This window comes from Chitinophaga silvisoli, assembly GCF_003412465.1.
GTDB lineage: Bacteria > Bacteroidota > Bacteroidia > Chitinophagales > Chitinophagaceae > Chitinophaga > Chitinophaga silvisoli.
On sequence record NZ_QTJV01000020.1, the window covers coordinates 52,872 to 77,926 of the forward strand.

A 25,055-nucleotide genomic window follows, 5' to 3' on the forward strand; every position below is an offset into this window, starting at 1 on the left:
CTACTTCTTGGTGAACATAAATTTGCCGAAGTCCAGTATACTGTCAAGTGTGCCCGAGCTGATCAACTGGAAACTGAGGTTCACAGCCTTTTCAATCGCAGCGTCTGTCAGCTCAAACTTTTCTGAATCATCCTTGATCCAGTAGTTAAGCACGAAGAGCGCCTGCACCCAGAATCCATGTACGTATTGACTGGAAATGAATTTTCTCTCTTTTACCTCGCCAGACTGATATCCTTCCTGGATCAGGCCTTTGGCATACTCGTAAAAAGCATCTTTGAACTTTTCCAGCCTGTTTTCATGATAACCAGGAATGTGGAATTGTTCTTTTTGCTGCAAAATGTAGCTTCTGTCTTCTTTCAGCTTCTGTACCCAGAGGAAGTAGAAGGTGAGGAGCTTTTCGCGGGCAGAATAGCCCTGGTAAGTATCGTCAGCTTTCAGCTTGTCGAGTGTATCTGTAAAAAAGGATAACCAGATGTCTTTTTCAACGGCATCGAAGGATGCATAGCTATCGTAAAAAGTACTTTCGGAAAGACCTAATTGCTGACAGAATATGTATACAGAAACTGGTTTTTTCCCGTTTTCAAGCCAATAATTTTTATAGGCTTCGCGAATGAGTTTATTTTCCATGATTCAGGGTTTAAATTGTCCAAAATGCCTCCAAAGCAGGTATCTCAAATTTACGATAGAATGGCAATATGAATTGTTAATATCTTACAGTTTGTTTACGTCCATGACAGTCAGCATCTTACTCTTCCCCAATAAGATAAATTCACCTCTCACACTGCCTTCAATCACTGCTTCCGGCTCTTCTTCCAGCCTGATTTCATGCTCCAGTTTTAGCAATGCACCATCCACTTTGAAGATGCTCGCCAGCTGGTCCCCCACAGCTACCACATGCCCACCCGGAATCCAGGCCATAGACACTACCCTGTGAGATACCGGCACCGGGGCATCCACTATCGACATTTGCTGCTTATTGATCTGGATGGATACAAGCCCCATATTTGTCAGCCCAAACATAATCGTAGAGACCATGGGTACCGCAGTCAGCAGGTAAATAGGAGGTGCAGGGTGTAAATAGGTGGTGATACCGGAATCATCCACGCAATACAGCGTTGTTTCCAGCAGGAAGTAATAGCATTCATTCCGCTGGTAAACAGGCGTGGGCAATGGTTTATCAGCACAATAAATGCTGTTCCCTTCCAGGGTACAGATGTACTGCCTGTCCAGCTCCCCATCGCCTGTATAATGCCAGATGCCCAGGATCCCTTCATTCAGCGCAATTTGTGTCACTGCCCCTGCTATTTTGGCTACAAAGCCTACTACATGCTGCTGCAGGAAATTGGGAAAACTTACACTCATCCCATACTTAAAATGCGTGTTTGCCGGCAGGATCTTCGGCTGGTCTTCCAGGTCATTTTCCGGGTTCAGGTAGATCATCAGCCTGTTCGTCTCCGGGAACCCGCTCACAATGTATTCAAACATCGGGATCAGGGGCATCGGCCATACATACTGCTCTATCTCAAACTCAGAGCTGATCCTGAGCAGGTAAAATGAATGAACATTAATCCCGATGATGAACAATTGCAGGTTATGCCGCATCATACCTGCCCAGGTAATTCCCGTAGGCAAATTGATCCTTCTGCCATTCATCAATTTCTTACTCTGCGTAGCCACCGTGCTCTTGTAGCGGAACAGGTCGGCGGGCAATTGCTTATCCTCCGGCAGGAACTGTTTCAGTAACAACAAGTGCTGGGTGTTTCCCTGTTTCACCTGGTCACTGATGATGTGCATGCTGAGATCGGTGGCAGCCTGTTTCACCGCCGGGGAAGAATGCTTGTTGTGCACAAGGAGCATCACCTGCAGGAAGAGGGGCAATTGTTCCGGGGCACTTTTCTGGTACACCTTTCTGATATGCAGAGGCAGTTGCTCAGGCGTATGCCTGCTCACCACATCAAAATACAGATCCAGGTGATCAGCGGCCCTGTTATAACTGTTCCATCCCCTGTATAATAATCTTAGCGCTTCATCCGGCGCATGCAGTTTTTCTTCCAGCAGCACCGCCGCTTTTATCAGGTCATTCCGCTGCTGGGCCGCCTGTACACTCTTCCTGTAGTAATTGTGAGCCAGGTCCGCCTGTTCAAGTTTGATATACAAATCCCCCACCATTTCATACATATCCAGTTCCTTGTAAATCTCAATTGCTTCCAGCAGTAAACCTCCCTGTACCAGGCATTCTGCAGCCGGCAAAGGCCTGTTCAGGTAATCCCGGTATAAGGCTGCCGCCTCCCTGAAAAATCCACCCTGTACCAGTGCTTTCGCCGCTAAATAATAATCCTGCAGGAGGTGCGCGTAGATATAAGCAGCCTGTTTAAAATCTTTATTCTCTATTGCCTGCAAGGCTGCAGCCATATATTTTTTGTGCAGTTGTTCATAGTACCTGTCTACATCCCAGGCATCTACCGGCCCACCGCCACCAGCCAGGCCACCCAGGCTGAAATGCGTGTTTCTTTTGGAGAGGGAAGATGATGGTGGCGCTACTCCTCTGCTGGCATGCTGAGAACCTAAGGGAATCGCATATTGTAATGCCTCGCGCAGGTCCTCGTCGAACATGTCGAGCAGGCGTTGCAGCTCCTTGTCTCTCTTTTCCTGCAGGTTCTCCAGCTGCTGCTGCATCCACTGGTATACACTGTTGCGCTCATTGTTCCCCTGCCTGCCCATCAGCTTCATGAAGGCTTTGAGGATCGCCGCCTTTATTTTTTTCCAGCCCTTCAGGGGAGGCTCTTCCATTGGTATTTCATGCAGTGGCTTGCTCTCCACACCACTTTTCAGGATGTCGATCACCGGTGCTTCATCTTCTTTTCGCCTTACGTTGATCATGCGCAAGGGAGCCATCGCCGGCATACCCGGATGTGCCATGTCCCAGGAATGCTCAATGGCATCCGGCACTTCCAGTAAGTCGCTGAGCGATACCAGGTCTGCTGCCGTAAAACCAAAGAAACCCGCATGAGGATGCATCACCTGCCACTCCCATACCAGCAGATCAGCCATCTCACTGCTACTGAGTGCCGGCAATAACTTAGCATGAACAGGAATCAGCAGTTTCTTGCCGATGATCGTATAGGGATGTGCGATAGTAGCCGCAGGCGGGATATGCTTAGGGTGAAATACAACCATCATACCTGTAGGAGCCATGCTGGATTTGCTTTCCGGCAGAAGCATACAGGTCAGTGATCCGGGGGGCACATTCCATCGCTGTATTTCGGCAAACCACTCAGCAGGCGTATTCCCCCTGATGTAGGCACCGAGTACCGGGTGGCAAACGGATGGATCATATGTAAGCTGCAGTATCATTTCAATTTCAGATGATCGATGTAAGGTTGTATGTATGATTCATAAAAAGTATGCGCGGGCAGAAGCCGTGCATTTTTCTCACCAATAAAATACTGGAATCCGCAGCATGCACCATCAGCTGCCCAGCAGGCCGTGGGCTTGTTTTGGATCACCACAAGTGTAATCTCCCGCACATTGGGATCCTGGCTGCGGAGGTGCAGTAGGCCCCTTGAATCCATCCAGGCTTCCACATAATTGTTCAGTACATACCGGGTAATGCGGATCTGCGTACCCGGAATCGTGCGCTCATGACCCGTGAGATTCGGCGTGACATTGCTCACCGTAGTCCAGCTTTCAAGCGATAACTTATTCGCATTGTGCCGCAGTTCCATATGGTTAATAGCCAGTCTGCCGGAAGGACTTACCATGATACTTTTCACCTGCTTATACATATTGTAGCCGCAGTTGATCATCTTCTTCAATGCCCGTAAATGATCAGCCCTGGCCATGGGATCTTTATTACCTTTATACTTTTCCAGGGGCTTGATCTCCAGCGTATCTACGTGGAGCCTGTAAGGGCCCCAGTCATCGTTAATGAAGAAGTTTTTATCTTCATAAATAAAGGTGATTGTACCGGTCAGCGACAGCTGTACCACATGATGCGAGCTGGCCAGTATACTTGTATTCAGGTAGTATAGATACAGCGCATCTTTGAAATAGAGCAGTACATAAATAGTGCCCTGTTCACTATGTCCAAATGCATAGTGTTTGGCTTTGGGCAGATCATTACTGATTTCCTTCGCCCCGTTAGCCACAGACTTCCAGTACAGTAAACGTTGATCTTCTGTAATCGCCACACCCCCGAACTGGCCGGCATTATAGTAATAGTAATGCAGCTGCATGGAGCTGAATGGAAAATACAGGGGTGCCTCCTGCTGATGTAAAAATGCCGGCAAACTATGTGCTGCAGGCAATATATCGCCCGCTGTAAATATAGACTCCAGGTCATACACGGCATGATTCAGCAGGTGCCGGTGCCCTTTGTTATAATGAAAGAGCTGCACCTTGCCTTCCCTGTTTACCAGTATCAGGTAACCATTGCATTTGCGGATCGCCGCAAAGGCCTCCTGGAAAGCTGCGGTATGAAACAATTGTTCATCAGTAATTAAGAAAAACTCCTGCTGCTGTTTTTGCAATACATTTTTTACAAAAGCAGTCAGGCCCGCAGCACTGTTCAGCTCAGGAGATAATAATTCCAGTGCACTGCCTACACCCACTTTGGTGCCCAGTTGCAAAGGTGTATAGTCATATCCTGTCAGTGCATAGGCCGGCATTTCTCCTTTCTTATTTTGAAGCGAACAGGCCAGTGCCGCTGCCATGGCCAGGAGACGGGGCGTACCCCACATCCTGATACAGGTATCTACCAGTAAAAAACGTTCCGGCTGATAATCGGAAGGCAGCTGTTCCCTGCGTAAGTAAAGCGCTTCATTATTTGCGAGTCTCACCATCAGCGACAATTCATCATGCGCTAATTCACTCAGTAATAACCTGTCGAAATGGCCCCTGTTACTAATGTCGGACACACCGCCAAATAATTGATCACTGCTACCATGTGCATGCATAGGAATATGCAGGGCTGCAATCATTTGCCGGGTAAGTCGTGTAAAACCTGCTGTAGCAGGATCACTTTCCAGTTCTGATAACAGGTCCGATTGCGGAGGCTCCGGAATCAATACCGGCAATGGTTTGGGCAGTTCACTCACACCCGTCTGCAATTGCAGCAACAGCTCTTCCCTGCTGCCGATCGCCTTGTAAACAGCCGCCAGGTATTGCAGGTCTACCTCAACTATAAATTTGCTGAGGGGCACCGGTTGCAGAATGGTATGATCCAGTCTGCCACTTTTAAAGTTATCTATGATATTCCCTGCTACCTCACTGCTTACACTGGGTGCTACCGATGCACACAATGTCTGTAACAGGTGTGTTTTCTTATTCCCGATCCAGTTACGGTCAGGCAGGGACCCCAGTAGTTCCATCAATGAAAGCGCATCCCGCACCCAGATTTGTTTATCTTCAATATCCGGATGTACTTTTTGAAATACGGTATTTAACATATACTTCACCCGGGCACCATTATTCTTGCCTGCATTCATCAGGAGTAATAAGGCACCCAGTGGAGGAAAATGATCTTTCAGTTCAGCCAGTGTCTCCGTCAGCGAAGGCCTGTAGCAGAGTGTCTGTCCATCCTGCCATTCAATAACTTCCCCATCATCTGCCCAGCGCCAGAAGTAATCTTCGGCCGATTTGAAGTAGGCGGTAGTTTCAAGGGTTTGTTTATAATACATGGGTCAGGGTTTCGGCAGTGAGTCTTACGGCGCTGCGGGTGACGTGAACAAAGGATGTGTCCGGGATCATTTCATAGGCACCGTTTACATGAAAGAGCAGGAAATGCGTCCGTGCTGCTTCCAGTTTTTCAGTCAGCAGTGATCTAATTACCGGGGGATCAAAATCATATCCCGCAGGCATCAGAATCCTGTCTTTCAGCGTATACGAAGTACCGGGTATGGGAGGCAATGGTACACCGGCTACCAGCACACGGGCGCTGGCAGAAGCTGCAAAGCGCAGGTGTCGTAACCTGACCTGTGGTGCGGCGGCAATATAGGCTTCCAGTGTACGCATCTCCGTAAGTATGGCGAAGCTTTCTTCTGTGCCTGGGCAGGGAGCTAATTTTACAGCATGCCTGGCGGTAGCAAAGGCTGGTAACCCGGATGCCGGCAGACTTACGGGGATAAATTCAGTCAATGGTTGCCACGCCAGCTCCGGCAAGGTCAGTGCTGGTGTCAATGCGCCAGGAGCAAAGAGGCGGTTTGCCCCATCGGGCTTCCAGGTGTTCAATGCGGGCAGCTGGCGGAAAGCATTGTCCGCGATCCCTTTTACCCAGATCAGATCCTGGTGCCTGGCAGCCACAATATCCACCCTGGTACGCAGCAGCGCCAGTACCTTGATGTCGGCCGGCAATAATGTAATTACACTTTCAGTCATCAGTTAGTCTGCATGATCTTTTCCCACAAATGATCTATCGGTGCTAAAACAAAGTTCTTCTGCGTATCGTTATTGATCCATTCACAACGGTCATTGAGGTAGCGAAGCCTGTCTTTGATCAGTGCGCGCTCGGCAGGAGAGGTGTCTGCAGCTTCCCATTGCGTGGTCATTTGCTGCACTTCCCTGTAGATGGCATCAGCATCAGGGCTGCTGTTGACAGCGGCTCTCGGGTGAGCAGCACTTTGTTGCTCATCGTTTGTCACCAGAGCAGCATTTACAATGGCAGCAATGAGTTCCTGCTGTTCTTCCGTATCCCAGATATACCGCAGTACCCACATATCCGACAGGATAGCCGTCTCCCTTTTGCAGAGCACAGCACTGGCCGCTATGAGGCGTTGCAACTTCACCGCTCTCCTGTCAGAGATCTGGATGCCTGCATTGCGTAGTTGTTGTATCAAAGTGATATAGGCCCCCCTGATGCCGGAGAGGTCTATCGTAGTGGTTATGTTTTGCAGTTCCCTTACTTCTTCAGCACTGATTTTAGCAGGAGTCGCATGCTCGGATTGCTCCAGTTTCCAGCCGGCTTGCAATACCTTTTCCAGGTCGGCAGGATCTACGTTGTCACAATGCACCCTGAGCAGGAAACGGTCAAAGAGTGCCTGCAGGGCCTCATCTTCGGGCAGGTGGTTACTGGCACCGATAAAGAGCAGGGCAGGGAGGGCCCTGGTTTCCTTTCCTCTCCTGAAGATCTTTTCGTTAAGGGCCATCAGCAGGCTGTTGAGGATCGCACTGTTGGCATTCAGGAGTTCATCCAGGAATACCAGGGAGGCTTCGGGCAGCATACCTTCGGTGTTGGTCACGAGGTCGCCTTCCCGCAGTTTGCGGATGTCAAAAGGGCCAAACAGCTCATTGGGTTCGGTGAAGCGGGTCAACAGGTATTCGAAGGTCTTACCTTCCAGTAAGTTGGCAAGGGCACGCACCATCGCGCTTTTAGCAGTTCCCGGGGGGCCTAATAAAAAGAGGTTTTCCCTGCCGGCAAGGCAGATGCCCATCAGGTCGATGATGTCATCTTTTCCAACAAAAGTCTTTTTCAGGTGCTGTAGGACATCGTTGAGCTTATCTACCAGCGGGGTTGTGGGTAAGGTCATAATATAATTTCATTAATAACTGTGTCGAACTGAGGCCAGAGTTGAGCAGCATATGATCCCAGGGCTGCTTGTACAAATGGCAGGTTTTCAGGTAGACGGGATTGAGACAGGTTCCTTGCCTGGATAATCCTGTCAGTATATGCCTGCCTTAATGATGGATGCTCATTAATGGCAGACAGGTCTACCTGTTCGGTTAGAGGAATGGCGGCTGCTGAAAATGGCCATTGATGAGCGGTCTGGTAAAACCGGGCGATCAATGGATCCGCAGGAGAAAGACCTTTGGCCAGCAGAAAAAGATCTGGCAGATAACGAAGGGTCAGGTCTGCTGAATAGATGGCTGCAGGGGTTCTCTCACCTTTATATGCAGGTAAATGTGTGTCTAGTAATGAAGCATCAAGATTGCGTAATAATATGAATTGCACAGTGGTGTACAGGTAGCCCGCTGCCCAGAGTGCTGCTTCCATATCCAGTGCAGGAGCGGTATGCGGCATCTCACGACAGTCATCTTCATAATATTGTTGCAGGTGAATAGCAGCTGTGCGCAGGTCCGCTTCCTCAAAGGAAAGCAGATCGGCAGCTACGGTTACATTACCTTCATTGATCAGGCCTGATATGAATTCAGTTAGTTCCATTTCGAGATTGTACCCTATTCATATAATATTTAATGAAGATACTAAGGAGATAGCAACTTTACAATAAATATGATAGCCGGATTGTAATTTGTCAATAGCTTTTTTAATTTAGAGAATTAAATTTTAGTGATCATGCATAAGAAAATGTTAGTAACAGTAGCGGCTGTTGCACTTTCGACCACGTTATTTGCGCAGACCAAACCCGAAGACACTGAAGTGTGGGAACCAGTCCCTGCTGTAGTAACCCCCGGTAAGATTAACACAGATGCACCTTCCGACGCAATTGTTTTGTTCGATGGCAAGACCCTGGACCAGTGGGTTTCTGTCAAAGATCCTTCCCAGCCTGCGGCCTGGAAAGTATCCGGAGGGATCCTGACTGTGGATAAGAATACCGGAAATATACAAACGAAAAGGTCTTTTACGAACTACCAGTTGCATATTGAATGGAGAGTGCCTAAGAACATTACAGGTACCGGACAGGGTAGGGGCAACAGCGGCCTGTTTTTAGCTTCCACCGGCCCTGGCGACGATGGTTACGAACTGCAGGTGTTGGATAACTACAACAACAAGACCTATGTAAATGGTCAGGCAGGTAGTATCTATAAGCAAACTGCACCACTGGTAAACGCAAATAAGAAGCCAGGTGAATGGCAGACTTACGATGTCATCTGGACAGCACCTAAATTCAATTCGGATGGTTCCGTACAAAGTCCTGCCCGTGTGACCGTATTATTCAACGGTGTACTGGTACAGAACAATGTAGCGCTGCAGGGCCCTACCAAGTACATTGGTAAAGCTTCTTACGAAAAACCTCACGGTGCCTGCCCGATCAAACTACAGGCCCATGGGGATAAGAGCGAGCCACTGAGCTTCCGCAATATCTGGATCCGTGAATTATAATCCTCTTAACAAAAAGCGCTTTTGCCACACCGCAAAAGCGCTTTTTGTTTCATCCACCCCCCAATTTTGCAGCTTCACCTTTATTTCTCTAATTTTAAGTCAACCATGCTGCAATTTTGTTCCCAATGAAACGACAAGTCTACATATACAGTGCACTCTTCATCACCCTGGCACTCAACATCCCTAAACTCTTTTCCCTGAGGGAAAACAACCCCTTATCTCATTTCGCACCATTCAACCTGTCGGAAGTCATTTTTCAAACAGTACTTAACCTTATCTTTTGTCTTATTATTTTCTATATCAGTGACACTTTTAAAATCAATAAGGTGATCACGCATTTAGTCAACCTACTGGTCCTCCTTTTCTTTTTTACCATCGGCCTTTCCATCCAAAAAAACCTCTACGGGGCTGGTTATTTCCTCCCCGGCCGCGGCTTAGGAGTTAAACTTATCCTCACGGTTATCTTAGTCCTCATTGAGGTGCGCATCGTTGACATTCTCCGCCATGCCCGCATGAAAGAACTTGAAAACGACCGCCTGCGCAACGCCAACCTCAAAGCAGAACTCAGTTTGCTCAAAGGGCAACTCCAGCCGCATTTCTTTTTCAATGCGCTCAGCAGCCTCTCCGGTGTAGTCCGCGAAGACCCTGCCAAAGCACAGTATTACATCAATCAGCTCTCCCGTTTCTTCCGCTATTCACTACAGAAAGAAGACACCGGCTTAGTCGATTTAAAAGACGAGATCAATGCAGTCAATGCCTATGCCGCCCTCCTGAAAATGCGGCATGAAGAAGGCTTCCAACTCATCATAGACATCCCGGAAGATCAGCAGCATCGCCGGCTTCCACACATGTCATTCCAGCCATTGGTAGAAAATGCGCTGAAGCACAACAAAATACCGCTGGTCCTGGAAATCAGGCTGCAGGACAATCACGTAGTCGTAAAGAATAACCTGCAGCCCGTCCATTTTCCTGAACCCGGCACAGGCATCGGGTTGGCAAATCTGAACGAACGATACAAGATCCTCCTTCAACAGGAAATCAGTATCAATAAAACAAATACAGCATTCATCGTAACACTTCCCCTGCAATAAATACTTATGGCATTACGCGTAGCGATTATAGAAGACGAACCAGCCACAGCCCGCAACCTGCGGCACATGCTCCAGGACATAGCTCCCGAAGTGGAAGTACTCACCATCCTCCCCGGGGTAGCAGAATCTGTAGCCTGGCTCAATACCAACATGCAGCTATGCGAACTCCTGTTCATGGATGTCCGCCTCAGCGACGGCCTCTCCTTCGAAATCTTCAGCCAGGTCCATGTCACGCTGCCCGTAATCTTCATCACCGCTTACGACGACTATGCCCTGCAGGCATTCAAGGCAAACGGGATCGACTACATCCTCAAACCCTTTGATGAAACTGAACTGAAACAAAGCTTACAGAAATACAATCGTCTCCGCGATCATAGCGGCATTCTGCAACTGGCAGCCCAATTCAAAACCTACAAACAATCTTTCCTCGTACACAACAGGGATAAGCTCATTCCACTCCTGGCCGGCAATATTTCCTGGTTCTATACCGCAAATGAATTGGTATATGCCGGCACGACGGACAATAAACAGTACATCATCGACTTTACCATGGAACAGTTGCAACAACAGCTGGATCCGGGTATGTTTTTCCGGGCCAACAGGCAGTTTATCATCCAACGCAGTGCTATCCAGGAAGTTGATTTTTATTTCAATGGCCGCTTAGCCCTGAAAGTGCACCCGGCACCCAAAGAACAGATCCTGATCAGCAAGGCCCGTGTACCGGAATTTAAAAATTGGATGAATGTGTGATACTCAATCATTTGCAAAATAAGGCTACGCATATAATAAAATATTTATAGTTTAATTCGCTCAAATGCTTTTATATTATGAAATTTATTACTATCTAGCACTACCTATTTATCATTCCCTATAAATTGTGATTCTATGAAAACACGCCGTCTGTCATGGCACGTTCGTAAAATGGCCCTTTCTCTTGCCTTTATCTCGGGACTGGCCTTAATAGTTTTTTCCTGTAAGAAAGATGAAGATGATGGTGTAATCACCGCCGATGAAATGGCGGAAGCCGTTGTCCAGTCCTTCAGTAGTGAAGGTGGTGGTCTGGTTATCCAGACAAATGCAGCGCTGAGTGTAGTAGCGGCAGCAAACACTGACAATACCGGAAAGCTGGCTGACCAGTGCGGCGTTCCTTACGAAAAAACAAGAACCAGCGCGAACGCAGATACAGCTTCCTATTATGTATGGAGCTATGGTATTACCTGGACCGGCATGTTGACCTGTACTGAACAAGTACCGACACAATATGAATTTAAAGCTACCGGTAGAGCACTCTACGATTTTCCACGTATGTCTTCTGATGATAGCGTGAACAATAAGATCGTGGTAACAGGTTTGTCTAACGACAGTACTTTCTACAAAGTAAGCCAGACCTACATCCGTACAGGTACACAACAATCCAAAATTGGTAAGATGCACAAGTTCACCAGCACAGTAACTGTATCATCTACCAATATGTATGTAAACAAAACAACACTTAGAATAACATCAGGTACGGCTACCGTAAATATCAAAGGTGAAAGCTCCAGTGGTAAATCATTCACCCTGTCAGGTACACTGACCTTCTCAGGCAATGACGCCGCTTCACTGGTGCTGAACGATACGAAATATACCGTGTCCTGGATCAGGTAATAAACATTTGTGACAACAGTATACAATCAGCCTCCGCCTTTTGGTGGGGGCTTTTTTAGGCTTAATAATTCGTCAGTCATCCATTATTTTTCCACCCCCACAATAAAGGATTTATATCAGTCGTTTATATTATTATTTTAATATATATTAGCGTCAGTAAAGGGGGGACAAAAAACAAACCAACTCCTTTCGACTATATTCTAAACTAAACAAAATTCATCTATGAAAAGAATGAGCAACCCCTTGTTGCGCAGTAAAGCTGCCCTGTATTTCCTGTGTGTAGCTGCAGGTATTTCTGTATTTGCACCAGCATGTAAAAAGGATGATAAGGACAGCGCTGAACCAGCTGTAAGTCAGGCAGAAGTTGCAACAGCAGTAAGTTCCGCGGTGACCAACGGTGGCGTAGTAGCGCAAACAGAGCAGGCTGCACAAACAGCATCCCTGTACATTGCTGCACGCAAAGCAGCAAAAGCAACTACCGATGATTGTGGTTTTTCCGATAACGGTGAAATCAAGTTTGCTTCCGAAACGAATGCAACTCCTTATTTCAGCATCGACTACACTTACAATTACGTACTGAAATGTGATGCGAACCAGTCTTTCCAGTCATTCAATTTCACCTTTGCTGGTAAGACATCCATGGTAACTACCAAAATGGCAATCGCTGATACCTCAGCTGCTACATTCTCTGTAACAGGTCTGAGTGATGCAAGCAATTCTCTCGTATTCAACCAGGCTTTTGATAACAAAGCTAACCTGGTGTCAAAAGATGCTGCTGTACAATCTTTCTACAGTGTGCTGAAATATACGGCTACTGATGTAACAGTTGACAAATCTACCCTGCAGATCGTATCCGGTACAGCTGCTGTAAAAATCAGCGGTACGAATGCTGCCGGTAAATCTTTCAGCTACGAAGGTACTATCACTTACAAGGGTAACAGGAAAGCAGTATTCACCATCAGCGGTGGAAGCAGCTTTGACCTGACCTGGTAAGATCTTATAAAGCAAATAAAAAAAGCTCACGCTGTCAGCGTGAGCTTTTTTTATTACTGAATGCATTCTCTTTTAGTTATTCTCCATAACACTGATGGACAGTGGTTGCTCAGTCAGCACATTGTTATTCACTAAACCAACTGCTGCCACTGTATAAATCTTTCCTGCTGTCAGCACCACATCACTCTTACTTACCACTGCCGTACCGCTGGTAGCGTCAGACAGTTTAAGGGTATAAGTACCGGCTGCCATCTCCTTAAATTCACTCACAGATTTATAAGCGTTGTTATTAAATAACAGGCTGTCGCTTACAAAGAAATTCACTGCGCCTAAATTTGTAGAAGCATGCACAAAGCGGATCTTTGCCTTACCTGAAGCAGGCGCATCCAGGTTGTCTTTTGTCAGGATACCAGTCGTACTGTTATCACTGCTTTTACCTGTAGTAAACAGCGAATAATTACCACCGTCAAACTTTACAGGCAATGATAATACTGTGTTGTTAGACACAGCGTTTTTGAAGTTGTAGGTCGCATCGCCTTTTGCGACATTCAGATAAGCAGTCGCCGTGTTGTAATCAATGGCAGAAGAGTTAATCTTAGTCTCACCATTGTACACGTTTACACTACCTGCATCAGGGAAAACATTCACAATCTTAACAGTTGCATCCGGATCAATCGCAGTATCGTCGTCGTCTTTGCTACAGGAAGAAAAAGCTACAAGTCCTGCAAATGCGAAAGCGGCTAACAAACGGCTGCTGGCATGGTTCAGCATTGTCATATTCGGTCGTTTTTTTAAATTGAAAATATAAGTTGACTCTGCACCTCAAAAAACATAAACTATGCCATGCGGTTTAACAGGACTTTAGCAATTTGCACTATGGGCTTTTCTACACATCTTGTTGTCGGATTCCTCAAAGCATGTAAAACTGTTTAACCATATAATTGCTTATTTTAGCTTACCGGATACAAAACCCCGATTTGATATGCACACAGTAAAGGAGAAGAATAATGTCCACATTCGTGGTAGAGCAGATGCCACACACACCATCATCTTCGGTCATGGTTTCGGCTCTGACCAGACAGCATTTGAACCCCTGGTACAAGCATTTGAAGCAGATTATAAGATAGTACTCTTCGATAATGTAGGCGGTGGCAAGGCTGATATCAATGCCTTTAGCCCCAGCCGGTATAGTACTATACAAGGCTATGTAACGGACCTGGGTGACCTGCTCAGGGAGTTGAACCTGGAAAACGTGATCTATGTTGGCCACTCTGTCAACGGGATGATTGGCCTGCTCTCCGCCATTAAATACCCCTCTTATTTTAATAAACTGGTGCTGCTGGGTAGCAGCCCCCGTTACCTGAATGAGCCCGAAACCGGCTATGTAGGCGGGTTTAATATGGAAGCCCTGGAACAACTTTACAATGCCATGAGTACAAACTACTTCGCCTGGGCCAGCGGCTTTGCACAGCTGGTAGTACAAAATGAAGACAGACCGGAACTGGCAGCCAATTTTGCCAAAACCCTTTCCTCTATCCGGGCAGATATTGCATTGTCTGTGGCAAAAGCTATCTTTGAAATGGATCACAGGAATGAGCTGGGCAAATCCGTCATACCTGCACTGATTGTGCAGACTACAGACGATCCGGCAGTACCGAAGGAAGTAGGCGAATATATGCACCGGCATATACCCAACAGCCAGCTGGCTACCGTGAATACCAGAGGGCACTTCCCCCATGTGAGTGCACCGGGAGAGGTAATCAGTATTATTAAGTCCTTTATATAAACAGCTATTTATAGTGACACGCTGGGAAAGAACTGCGCTTACATTTATTAGTCAGACGAGTGATTGGGACAGGAACCTGGATGCCACTTCATTCATTCCCTTCAGCATCTCATTGCTCCGGGAATTGTTTGGTGCCTACATCTCACTGCAACTTGACTTCGAGGATGCTTATACCGCCAAAGTAAAAGCAGCGACCCCGTCATATCTGAATGACCTGATCCTGAACCCGGGGCCAATCATAGCATTGCTGGAGCAGCATTATTATAAGGCGATTTACTGGTCTCAGATCTCTGAAAGGAATGCCTTCGAGGAATTATTTCAGGCGCTTTCTTCGGCCGTTATATTGCCTGTAAAAGGGCATGGTGTGAATGCTGTGATCCTCTTTGGCTGGAGTGAACCGCAGTCATTTGATGCCAGTGCAAGGGAATGCCTGGAGATCATCCAGGCCCGTTTAAAAGAGATCTTACAGCAGTCCCATACCCAGCGGATCGTAAATAATACCATGTCCCGCTTTACGGCCATCATGCATGCGATGCCACAGGCAATGGTGTTCATTGGGAATGATGGTCATTCCGGTTGGGTCAACACCGCTGCCGCCAGCCTTTTACAATTAGATCGTTCCGGAGAGCAGCCGCCTCATGTATTGTCAGCCGTAATGGGACAGTTGATCAACAGTGCGGAAAATAAAGAGATCATTACTAAAGAGGCCATGCAATTGTTTATGTCTCCTGCCAATAAAATGAAGGATATGAAGTGGGAGATCCCGGGCAATACACTATTGGTATCCTGCATGCCGGTAGATGGAATCGGTCGCCTCTGGGAATTCAAACAAATCTTTTAGTTCCTGACCTGCTATTAAAGCCGGCTATTATAGCATCTCAAAAAAAGCGCTTTCGCCGTTGGTGAAAGCGCTTTTTAAAATAAATAAAATTATTAATTAATAATCTCATCCTTCGCACTCAACTTCCACTCATTATCATAAAACCCTGCCGTCTTCACCTCCGTTTCAACCCCCTTCAGCAACTCCGCAGAGAAAATCATATAATCCGGGAACCCACTTCCGCCCGCAAAATACTGGTTCGCCTCCGCAGCCCGCATTCCCTTCAGTCCCGTACCGCCAATTACCGCCACCGCAGCCACCTTACTGTCCATTCTCGGGTACATAAAATACCCCGCCAGCGCATCTCCTGTATAAAGCTTATCACCCACGGTGATCTTCCCCCTGCTCATCTGCACCGGCGAATTTTTCATCAGCAATGCATAGGCCTTATTCGTCGTCGCATTCCCATAAATAATCACCCCTCTATCCGCATAATCACCAGCCTTGAAATCCTTATCCGCCACAATATCTACCGCACCATTTCCCCTGTAATACCAGGTCTCCGCATCATACCTCGCCTTGTTCAATGACCATGCATTTTCCTCCACTGTACCCGCCGTGCCATACACAAATACCATCCTGTGATTGAATGCTTCTTTCAGCGTACCATTCCTTACAATACCCTTATCTGTCTCCGCAGGCGCTTTCCCTATACGCCACCCGGCACCATGTTCCAGGTACAATGTTTTTTCTCCACCGGCATATTTAATAGTCTGTCCGTCCAGCACAATATCTCCTGCAAAATCGTTCAGGTCCAAAGCAAGCACAGCTACGTTTGCTGTAGTACCACTGATCGTATTGCCTGTACGGCGCAACTGCACCCTGCTATACTCCAGCGCATGCTGCTGCTGCAATACCTGTACCCAGTGGTACTTAGAAGAAATCGCCGTACTCGCCGTCGTAAAATCTACCACCTTCACACTGCTATCCGCTGGTATCGTATGCCATTTAAAATAAGAGAATAAAGGACCCCAATCCACACAGGTATCACCATACCAATGCTCGCCACCCGGATATTCATAATAACTGAAATCAGGATGGAAATCTGCTAAGATCTTTTTCATCTGCCTGGCATAATCTACAGATACCACGCGATCGCTATCACCATGTAAAATGTATACACCACCAGCCTTGTAGTTATTTACTAATTTAAACGTGTTACTCGGATTGCTTGCTCTCAGCAGGATCGCCTCAGTATTATTCTTTGGAGAATCAGGGATCAATCCATCAGCAGAACCATATCCCATCAAGGTCGGGTAGCCTGAGCAGGGAGCAATGGCTGCCCACTTCCCAGGGAAAGTAGCTCCCAGGATCCAGGTACCATGGCCACCCATAGAGTGCCCTGTCAGGTAGATCCTTTCCGGGTCTGGTTTGAAATCCTGCGTTGCAATATTCAATACTTCCAGTGCATCGAGTCTGCCCCAGTCTTCCCAGTTGAAGCCACGGGGCCTCCTGTTCGTAGGTGCAGCCAGCACACCCCAGTCTTTATATTTATAAGCATTTGCCTGGTTAATGGCCTGCACTTCTGCCCCATGTACAGACAGGAACAGGGCCGGCGCTTTCCCGCCAGGATTCAGTTGTGGAGATACTGCGTAGTATTGCACACTGCCATCGATACCACTCACGAAAGTACTGCTGTAATGCTCGCCCGCACTCACCGTCTTTAAAGCAATTTCTTTATTGTCGATCACTTTATGCTGACTGCTCAGTGCCAGTGCCAGGCTGTTATGATCACTGCCTACAGCAGTAGCATCCATCATAAAGCCAACTTTACGTGTAGCCAGTGGCGCTATATCCGGCAGGGTAGTGGTCAAAGTCTTCCCCTGGATCGTGGCCTTTATCTCCAGGCCTTTCAGGGCTCTGCCTGTTGTATTGATGACAACCACCGCACCCCATAGGCCACTGTTATCCTTGCCTTTCACAATAAATGGCAGGGTAGAATCTGCTACGCTGATATAAACAGCTTGTTTTGGAAAAGTAAGTTTTGCCCGCAGTCCCTGTCTGCCCCAGCCTCTCAACGTACGAATGTAAAATTCATTCACACCCTGTTTCAGCTGCACTGGTGTAAACATCCATCCATAACGGTACATGTCACCGGCATGAGGTACGCCGTTTACATATACCATCTGGTGGCCGCTGATATTTAAGATCGCAGTCTGTGCTTTGGGAGAATTGTAGGTGACATAGAGGTACCCGTTCGTCAATGCTTTTCCGGAGAAAGTGCCATCTTCACCAGCACTTACCGATTGCCATTTCTCACCATCGAAAGAGTTGCTGCCATTGCCGGGGGCCTGTAACTGCCCCTCGCTGAGGGCATACGCCAGTTGATCCGTAAACAAAGCTGTTCTGCCATATTGATGACAGGGGCCGCTCGCCAGGCCTTCTTTAAAAACATATCCATCCTGCGCAAAGAGGGAATTCCCCGCCAATAATGCCAGGGCTAAAAATAATTGCCGCATAAAATTGATTTATATGCAACAAAATAGAAAGCAGGCTGAAGAAATGCATGTAGTATTTTGCCTGGTAAGGGTGTAATTTGAAGAGCGGTAATATTGGGGTGTTCTGTGGGCAATCAGATTCCTGCCCGGGTGCAATCAAAGCCTCATACGTTGCCATTGCCTCTATCATTGCGGTACCATTGTCTGCCATCATCCTGCCATCACGGTACCATCACCTGCAATGCCTTCGCCATAATCTCTGCCTTCACATTTTTCACTTTCCCCAGGTATTCCCCATCCACCTGGAAATGCGCCTTCCTTCTTGTTGATATCGTCACCTGGTCTGCCTGTATCACCTCCGTCTTCTTAGGGTCAAATGGCTTGAATTGCCTGATCATCTTCAACAACTCCCACAAAGAAAGCCGCCTGATAACCACCACTTCAAACAATCCATCGCTGAGATTGCCATCCGGGTTGATACTCACCCCTGTTCCATACCTCCTGGCATTGGCCAGCACGATCATAAATGCTACCCTGGACAGCGATACCTGTGCATTCCTGATCTCCACCTGCATGGACTGCCTTTGCCACAAAGTTTTAAAAGAAGAAAGTGCATAGCCCAGTTTGCCCCGCGTACCGCCCTGCTCAAAGTTTTTTACCAGCAGGGCGTTGAGACCCAGGTCACCCAGGTGAATACAAATCTCCTGCTGGTTAATGCGGATGGCATCGATCACCTGTATCTTTCCTTCCAGCACCACCTGCATGGCCTGTTCAAAATTCTCCGGTACAGACAGTTCAGTTGCCATTCCATTGGCAGAGCCGGCAGGAATAATACCCATGGGGAGCCGGGTGTGCAGTAGTTGTTCTGCTACTGCCTTCACGGTACCATCACCTCCTACAGCAACCACGCGATCCGGATGCCAGTGCCGGATTTTTTTTTTCAGCTCCTGCCCAGAAGCAGGGCCCTCGAATTTGCAAATTTCAATCGTTTCTTCCCGGTCTTTAAAAAAATTCCTGATCAATGTGCCATGATCGGCCTTCTTTTTGCCGCCGGAAACTGGATTGATCACAAAGAGTAGCCGCATAGGTTGCTATTTGTATCCTGTTAATGCAAAATCAGCGCCTGAATGACAGCATGGAATAAAATTCTACATTGGATCGGCATGGAGGGTCGCCCTCACATCAGGGTATACAATGGATTTGGAGGGGCAGAATACCTCGAAATATACGGTCATGTACTCGCTATAGGACCACGACCCCTTACGCGCTACAGCCGCTTCTTCCTGTTGAATATGTTTGCCCTCCTGCGCCTCTTCTGGGTAAAACCCTTAGCCGGTATCCCGGTGATGCTGGAATGGGAGGGGATGCCAGTCACAGCTATAACCGAGAAAGATGGCTTTTTTCACTTACAATGGCAGCCAGTCACCATGCCGGCAGCCGGTAAATATAATGTACAGGTAAAAATCATGAATGTAGCGGATTCCCCTGTTTCCGAAGCAACTGGTGTAGTTATTATTCCACATCATACGCAATATGGCTGTATCTCTGATATAGATGATACATTCCTCGTATCTCATTCCGCGAAGATTATTAAACGCCTGCAGGTCTTATTTACCCGCAATGCCCGCACCCGCAAACCCTTCGAAGGTGTAGTCAGGCATTACCGCTTATTAAGTCATCACAATAATCCCTTCTTTTACGTATCCAGCAGCGAATGGAACCTCTATGCATATATCAGGGAATTCATCCGTTACAATGGCTTGCCGGATGGCGTGTTTTTATTGAACCAGTTAAAGCCACTCAGGCAATTACTGAAAAGCGGGCAAAATAAACACCGGACAAAGTTCACCCGCATCACCCGTATCCTCAAGCACTATCCTGATATGCGCTTTATATTACTCGGCGATGATACCCAGGAAGACCCTAATATTTACAAGGCCCTGGTCGATCACTTCGGTGCACAGATCATAGCTGTCTATCTCCGAAAAGTGCGCGACAGCAAAGCGGTCGCTACCCGCGAAGTCGTGCAGGCCATACAGGATAAAGGAATCGCTGTATGTTACTTCGAACACAGCGAAGAAGGAATCGCCCATTCCCAACGCATAGGCTTAATATAAGATATTGATTTCAGGCATGTTAATTGTGCGTAAGGCAGGGTTTTATGAGAAGTATTAACGTCACAATATTCATCTTGTTTTTTTGCGGAACAGCCTTTGCTCAGTTCAGCGATTCAATACATTACTATGGAAAATTCGCGTCTACAGGCTCTATCAACCAGACTAACGAAGGCAATTCCTATTTGCTGAGCAATATGTTTAAAGTAGGCGTGAGCAAAAAGAAAATAGTCCTGAATGGCTCTGGCAGCTGGGTGTACGGACAATCGAACGGTGAGCTCACTAACAATGATTTCTCCTCTTCGCTTGACTTCAGTCTCTTCCGTGCAGTGAGACAAATTTATTACTGGGGATTGGCTAACTATGATAAAAGTTTCTCGCTGAAAATTAATGACCGTTTCCAGGCAGGTGCAGGTATAGCTTATAATTTCCTCGACAGGAAAACGACCTATCTCTCCGTCAGTGACGGGTTTATCTGGGAAAAGGGGGACCTCTTCATAGAAGATACGATTCACGATGTTTACGATGCGGTGCGCAACTCTTTTCGTGTATCATATAAGTTTGTATTTAAGGAATTGATCACAATAGATGGCACACATTTTTTCCAGCCGAATATTACTGATATCAGTGATTACAACCTGAAGTCTGTGAATAGTATTGCGTTTAATCTGAGAAAGTGGTTAGCAATTACAGCGTCGATGACCTATAATAAAGTGACGCGAACGGGGAGGGAGAACTTGCTGTTTACATATGGGTTAACACTGGAAAAATATTTCTGAGGTCCGCTCATAGGCGAACCTCAGAAAGTATCATTATTTCACAGCCTGTTGTGGCTTCGGCTTATGCTTCTTAGGTGCATTTACATGTCCCTGCCTGTTCCTGTGGAACCCGCCACCGCCGCCTTGCGCCTTTTTCTTCGGCCTGTTCTGCGGCATAGGCACTTTTACAGCTTCCATGCCTACCAGTGCATCATGGAAAGGCTGGTCTTTCACAACAGGAATTTCCCTGTTGATCAGTTTCAGAATATCCTTCAGGAATGGTTTTTCTTCTTCTTCGCAGAATGAAATCGCGATACCATTGGCACCTGCACGACCGGTACGGCCTATTCTGTGCACATAGGTTTCCGGTACATTCGGCAGTTCGAAGTTCACCACATGCGTCAGGTCGTCGATATCGATCCCTCTCGCCGCAATATCGGTAGCCACCAGTACGCGTGTCTGGCGTGTCTTGAAATTACTTAGCGCACGTTGCCTTGCATTCTGTGATTTATTACCATGAATCGCTTCGGCAGTGATGCCTACGCGTACCAGGTCTTTCACCACCCTGTCAGCGCCGTGTTTGGTACGGGCAAATACGAGCAGGGTTTTGATCGCATCATCTTTCAGGATATGTTGCAGCAGGTGGCGTTTATCCTGTTTCTTCACGTAGTATACTGACTGTGTGATGGTGTCAGCAGTAGAAGAAACGGGCGTTACTTCCACTTTCGCCGGATTTCTCAGGATCATGGCAGCCAGTTTCTGAATTTCCGGCGGCATGGTCGCGGAGAAGAACAAGGTCTGCCTGTTTTCAGGCAGCTTGATGATCACGCGCTGTACATCGTGTACAAAGCCCATATCCAGCATACGGTCAGCTTCATCCAGCACAAAGAATTTAATATCCCTGAGCGTGACAATATTCTGACTGATCAGATCGAGCAGGCGGCCCGGAGTGGCCACTAAAATATCTACACCTCTGCGAAGGGCTTCTACCTGTGGTACCTGGGATACACCTCCAAATATAACCTGGTGTTTCAGGGGCAGGTGTTTACCATAAGCCTGCAGGCTTTCCTGGATCTGTATTGCCAGTTCGCGGGTAGGAGTGAGGATTAAAGCACGGATGGGTCTGGGGCCTTTTTGAACGGCAGGCGTAGTTTCAGCCAGCAGTTGCAGTAATGGAATGGCAAAAGCAGCGGTTTTACCCGTACCGGTCTGGGCACAACCCAGCAGGTCTCTTTTGTCCAATACATATGGAATAGATTGTTGCTGTATAGGGGTTGGCTCAGAATAACCTTCTTCTTTCAACGCCTTCAGCACGGGCTCAATGAGCCTCAATTGTTCGAATGACAAAATCTTATATTTTTAATGATAAATATTTTTGGTAAGGCTATCAATGCAAGTTTGATACGTTACCCGCCTTACTCGCAAGCCAATAGAGGAAAAGAAACAAGCCTATAGAGGAAGAGAATAAAAGTAATGCAAAGGTACGTCAAATAATTTAAATGCTCCTCAGCTTAGTTTTTCCATCATCCTTTCCGGGTTTTCCACCACGACAAAACCTGCTTTTTCATAGAGAGAATGCGCATCTTTGGTCACTAATCCCCATCGTTTCAGTGTTTGCAATTCAGGATGTGACATGATAGAAGACAGCAGCATTTTGCCGAGGCCATGTCCTCTGTGGGTCTCTGTGATAAAGACATCCATCAACCAACCGAAGATGGTGTAATCAGTGATTACTCTTGCAAAACCCACCTGTTTGCCGGAACCGGCGTACACACCAAAGCAGAGAGAATGCGCGATAGACTGCTTTACCGCATCCATAGTACGATCTTTGGCCCAATAGGAACGTTTACTTAAGTATTCATGGATCATGGGAAGATCCAGGCGTGATTGATCAGTAGATACAAAGAAAGGGTTATCCATACATCAAATGTAAGGGTAGTTTTGTAGTTTGAATTAATTTTCCACTAACAACAAAAAAACGGCTTATCTATAGGCTTTTAAATCTGTAGGCTGGCGAATCTGCAGGCCTTTGAGCGAAGCTGATTAGCTATACAATCCCGGAAACAATCAAACAACAATACGACTGGTGTTACATGTTTGAAGATAAGTATATATCTTGCGATTATGAATAAGGAACCTCAGGTATTGATAGAACAACCGAATGGAAGGCATACCCTGTATGCATCGGTAGAGCAGGATGATCGTACAGCTTATTTGTACCTGTTCCCTGCGGAATTACAGAGTAAAAAGTATAAAATGCGGGCCTGCTGGCTGCGCAATTTGTTGCCTGCTCCTGAAGTAAAGGACCTGGCAGCCATGCACAATGGAACAGCCCCGATGTTACAGCGTAAGTTCTGTAATCATCCGGATGGCAAAGAGCCCCTGAAAGCAGAATTATTGGAAATTGTATGGCTGCCTGAAGATGATGGCGCGGCGGTATTATATGATGGTGAGATCCTTGGCGTTATTCCAGGGTGGAGCCTGTATGTGGATGAAGCAGTGTCCTATGCAGCAGATTGCACAGGTGTGGAAGGCGATGATTTCCTGGTCTTGCCATTGGGTGATCCGGAAACCAACCAGCAGTACGCACGTGTAGGGGAAGCCGTTGCATTCCGGAATCAATGGAGTACTGTGGAAGAACCGGCATGGCCACAAATCCAGGAAACCTTTATCAATTGTTATGAGCAGCAGTTCGGAAAGATGCTGCAATATTTTGCAATTGATAACAATGAATGGCCACCGATGGCGATGGGTAAATTTGAGAAAGATAATGTAGTTTACTTCCTCACTATGGGTGCAAGCATCCGCCCGATGCCATGGGTATCTTACCTGTACAACGATACATCGGCAGCGTATCGCAGGATGGAACTGGCCCTGGCAGTAGACAAAAATGAATTCTCAGAAGAAGAGATCATGAAGATGGCGGAGAGCATTGCGACCATGGCAGATATTCCCTGGAGACATATTAGCTGGCTGGGAGAGGGGCATACCATCGGGTCCTCAAAACTGCCGGCACCTTATGAGAGTATGATACTGTCTTCAGCTTTGTATAATGGTGAGGCTTTCGCATTGCCGGAGATGTATGGGGATAAGGTGAACCTGTTCTGGGCAAGCCCGGTGACACAGCAGGAGAGGGAGTTTGCACACAGGAAACCGAATGGAGGGTATGAGTTGCTGGAGATCATGATCCAGAAAGATGCGACGCATGTAGTGAAGAAAAGGAAAGCAGTATTGTAGAATAATATTGGTCGGCTCCACATGGAGCCGGCTTTTTTATCTTATGAACAGTATACTGTTATTTATTGATTGAAAGTGTTTAAGTGGGGGAAATTGGAGGAGGAAGAAGTTATTTAATTATTTTAAAAAGCATGCTGGTTTATTAACCGTTTTCTATGTCCACTTTAAATAACTCTTAGCAAATAATCAACCCCGCTTTAAGGCAGGTTTGCAATTTCTCTAATTGGCCTTCAAATCTTATTGGTAAAGGATAATTACATTTATCCCTTACCAATTATTTTTTTATGGCAAAGCAAACTTCGATACTGACATTTACTGGCAGATTAGGGCCGTTAACAGGTTTCAAGCGGAATGGGAAGCATTACTTCCGGAACCGCCCTGATGGTATTCGGCACACTCCCAATATGAAACGGGCGGCACAGCGTTTTGGACAGGCTAGCCGTACGGGGGCTTTTATCCGGAAGGCATTGGGAATAAAAGGTGACGGAGGGCATGTGAATAGGTTTACTAAATTGCTGATTCCTTCTGCGGGTGTCGATCTGCATCCCCTGACAGGACTGCAATTCAATAAATCGAAACCTACCTCATCTCATTTCTCCAAATTACCGGTATTAGGGAAAGATGGCAGATTATACATCCCGGCACAAGCCTTCCCAAAAGGCATCCGGCATGTAGCAATTAAATTAATCGCTGTCCGTATCGATTTACAAACCAGGCAGGTAATAGGCAGCAATACAGCTGTCATTAATATCGACACTTCTCAAAAATTTGAAGGTGCGGAACTTTCTGCATGTGTACCTGGAACAGGCACATTGATCACGGCGTTGTCTGTAAATGACAGCGCAGCGATCCTTGCGGTGAAGGAGACACAGGCGGTTTGCATCAGGCCTGTTGAACCGCATTTTATACATGTTAATGTACCTGCGGTGCCATTTATAGTACTCTTAGAATGATAGCTGTTAGTCATACAAGGAATAATTGGTAGATCGGAGAAACCTATGAAGAAATATAAATTTACTACCACAGTGGAAATAACTGTGGGTAGACTACTATTGT

General features: G+C 46.9%; 22 protein-coding genes. 11 read left to right on the forward strand and 11 right to left on the reverse strand.

Annotated elements, in window-relative coordinates:
• The 6 genes from DXN04_RS32675 to DXN04_RS32700 form a co-directional block, all read right to left on the reverse strand.
• A complete protein-coding gene (locus tag DXN04_RS32675) occupies positions 1-627 on the reverse strand; it encodes a TetR family transcriptional regulator C-terminal domain-containing protein (protein WP_116857635.1) in 627 nt (208 codons plus the stop codon).
• Positions 628-711: 84 nt separating this feature from the next.
• Positions 712-3,354 (reverse strand): hypothetical protein, encoded by a 2,643-nt coding sequence (locus tag DXN04_RS32680; protein WP_116857636.1) that lies wholly within the window; start codon positions 3,352-3,354, stop codon positions 712-714.
• Entirely contained in the window at positions 3,351-5,678 is a 2,328-nt protein-coding gene (locus tag DXN04_RS32685) for a hypothetical protein (protein WP_116857637.1), read from the reverse strand. The genes DXN04_RS32680 and DXN04_RS32685 overlap by 4 nt, the downstream gene beginning before the upstream one ends.
• Positions 5,668-6,375 carry a hypothetical protein gene (locus DXN04_RS32690; RefSeq protein ID WP_116857638.1) on the reverse strand — a complete coding sequence of 236 codons (708 nt, stop codon included), beginning with the start codon at positions 6,373-6,375 and terminating at the stop codon, positions 5,668-5,670. Before DXN04_RS32690 ends, DXN04_RS32685 begins: the two co-directional genes overlap by 11 nt.
• Positions 6,375-7,523, reverse strand: coding sequence for an AAA family ATPase (locus DXN04_RS32695; protein WP_116857639.1), 1,149 nt, complete (start codon positions 7,521-7,523; stop codon positions 6,375-6,377). Before DXN04_RS32695 ends, DXN04_RS32690 begins: the two co-directional genes overlap by 1 nt.
• On the reverse strand, positions 7,520-8,155 hold the full coding sequence (locus DXN04_RS32700; protein WP_116857640.1) for a hypothetical protein: 636 nt from the start codon (positions 8,153-8,155) through the stop codon (positions 7,520-7,522). Before DXN04_RS32700 ends, DXN04_RS32695 begins: the two co-directional genes overlap by 4 nt.
• 132 nt (positions 8,156-8,287) lie before the next feature.
• On the opposite strand from DXN04_RS32700, the gene DXN04_RS32705 reads away from it, so the two are divergent.
• The 5 genes from DXN04_RS32705 to DXN04_RS32725 all read left to right on the forward strand — a co-directional run bounded on the left by DXN04_RS32705 (position 8,288) and on the right by DXN04_RS32725 (position 12,786).
• Positions 8,288-9,055 (forward strand): 3-keto-disaccharide hydrolase, encoded by a 768-nt coding sequence (locus DXN04_RS32705; protein ID WP_116857641.1) that lies wholly within the window; start codon positions 8,288-8,290, stop codon positions 9,053-9,055.
• A gap of 125 nt (positions 9,056-9,180) precedes the next feature.
• On the forward strand, positions 9,181-10,146 hold the full coding sequence (locus DXN04_RS32710) for a sensor histidine kinase (protein ID WP_116857642.1): 966 nt from the start codon (positions 9,181-9,183) through the stop codon (positions 10,144-10,146).
• Between the two features lie 6 nt (positions 10,147-10,152).
• Entirely contained in the window at positions 10,153-10,896 is a 744-nt protein-coding gene (locus DXN04_RS32715) for a LytR/AlgR family response regulator transcription factor (RefSeq protein WP_116857643.1), read from the forward strand.
• 135 nt (positions 10,897-11,031) lie between these two features.
• A complete protein-coding gene (locus DXN04_RS32720; protein ID WP_116857644.1) occupies positions 11,032-11,793 on the forward strand; it encodes a hypothetical protein in 762 nt (253 codons plus the stop codon).
• 222 nt (positions 11,794-12,015) lie between these two features.
• Positions 12,016-12,786, forward strand: coding sequence for a hypothetical protein (locus tag DXN04_RS32725; protein ID WP_116857645.1), 771 nt, complete (start codon positions 12,016-12,018; stop codon positions 12,784-12,786).
• 72 nt (positions 12,787-12,858) lie between these two features.
• Here the strand turns inward: DXN04_RS32725 and DXN04_RS32730 are convergent, their stop codons facing one another.
• Entirely contained in the window at positions 12,859-13,563 is a 705-nt protein-coding gene (locus tag DXN04_RS32730) for a DUF4397 domain-containing protein (RefSeq protein ID WP_116857646.1), read from the reverse strand.
• A gap of 205 nt (positions 13,564-13,768) precedes the next feature.
• On the opposite strand from DXN04_RS32730, the gene DXN04_RS32735 reads away from it, so the two are divergent.
• A complete protein-coding gene (locus DXN04_RS32735) occupies positions 13,769-14,572 on the forward strand; it encodes an alpha/beta fold hydrolase (protein WP_116857666.1) in 804 nt (267 codons plus the stop codon).
• A 13-nt stretch (positions 14,573-14,585) separates the two neighbouring features.
• Entirely contained in the window at positions 14,586-15,413 is an 828-nt protein-coding gene (locus DXN04_RS32740; protein WP_116857647.1) for a hypothetical protein, read from the forward strand.
• A 92-nt stretch (positions 15,414-15,505) separates the two neighbouring features.
• Here DXN04_RS32740 and DXN04_RS32745 read toward each other — a convergent pair whose 3' ends face one another.
• Both DXN04_RS32745 and DXN04_RS32750 read right to left on the reverse strand, forming a co-directional pair.
• Positions 15,506-17,911 carry an alpha/beta hydrolase-fold protein gene (locus DXN04_RS32745; protein WP_116857648.1) on the reverse strand — a complete coding sequence of 802 codons (2,406 nt, stop codon included), beginning with the start codon at positions 17,909-17,911 and terminating at the stop codon, positions 15,506-15,508.
• 200 nt (positions 17,912-18,111) lie between these two features.
• Positions 18,112-18,975, reverse strand: coding sequence for a diacylglycerol/lipid kinase family protein (locus DXN04_RS32750; protein ID WP_116857649.1), 864 nt, complete (start codon positions 18,973-18,975; stop codon positions 18,112-18,114).
• Positions 18,976-19,017: 42 nt separating this feature from the next.
• Here DXN04_RS32750 and DXN04_RS32755 point away from each other — a divergent pair, with 42 nt between their 5' ends.
• Positions 19,018-20,007 carry an App1 family protein gene (locus tag DXN04_RS32755; protein ID WP_116857650.1) on the forward strand — a complete coding sequence of 330 codons (990 nt, stop codon included), beginning with the start codon at positions 19,018-19,020 and terminating at the stop codon, positions 20,005-20,007.
• 44 nt (positions 20,008-20,051) lie between these two features.
• Positions 20,052-20,783, forward strand: a complete 732-nt coding sequence (locus tag DXN04_RS32760) for a DUF481 domain-containing protein (RefSeq protein WP_116857651.1) — start codon at positions 20,052-20,054, stop codon at positions 20,781-20,783.
• 33 nt (positions 20,784-20,816) lie between these two features.
• Here DXN04_RS32760 and DXN04_RS32765 read toward each other — a convergent pair whose 3' ends face one another.
• Both DXN04_RS32765 and DXN04_RS32770 read right to left on the reverse strand, forming a co-directional pair.
• Complete coding sequence (locus tag DXN04_RS32765) at positions 20,817-22,109, reverse strand: DEAD/DEAH box helicase (RefSeq protein ID WP_116857652.1); 1,293 nt, start codon at positions 22,107-22,109, stop codon at positions 20,817-20,819.
• 159 nt (positions 22,110-22,268) lie between these two features.
• On the reverse strand, positions 22,269-22,682 hold the full coding sequence (locus DXN04_RS32770) for a GNAT family N-acetyltransferase (RefSeq protein ID WP_116857653.1): 414 nt from the start codon (positions 22,680-22,682) through the stop codon (positions 22,269-22,271).
• A gap of 204 nt (positions 22,683-22,886) precedes the next feature.
• On the opposite strand from DXN04_RS32770, the gene DXN04_RS32775 reads away from it, so the two are divergent.
• Both DXN04_RS32775 and DXN04_RS32780 read left to right on the forward strand, forming a co-directional pair.
• Positions 22,887-23,999: a suppressor of fused domain protein gene (locus DXN04_RS32775; protein WP_116857654.1), complete on the forward strand. Its 1,113-nt coding sequence runs from the start codon at positions 22,887-22,889 to the stop codon at positions 23,997-23,999.
• Positions 24,000-24,283: 284 nt separating this feature from the next.
• Positions 24,284-24,952 carry a hypothetical protein gene (locus tag DXN04_RS32780; RefSeq protein WP_116857655.1) on the forward strand — a complete coding sequence of 223 codons (669 nt, stop codon included), beginning with the start codon at positions 24,284-24,286 and terminating at the stop codon, positions 24,950-24,952.
• The last annotated feature ends 103 nt before the right edge of the window (positions 24,953-25,055 follow it).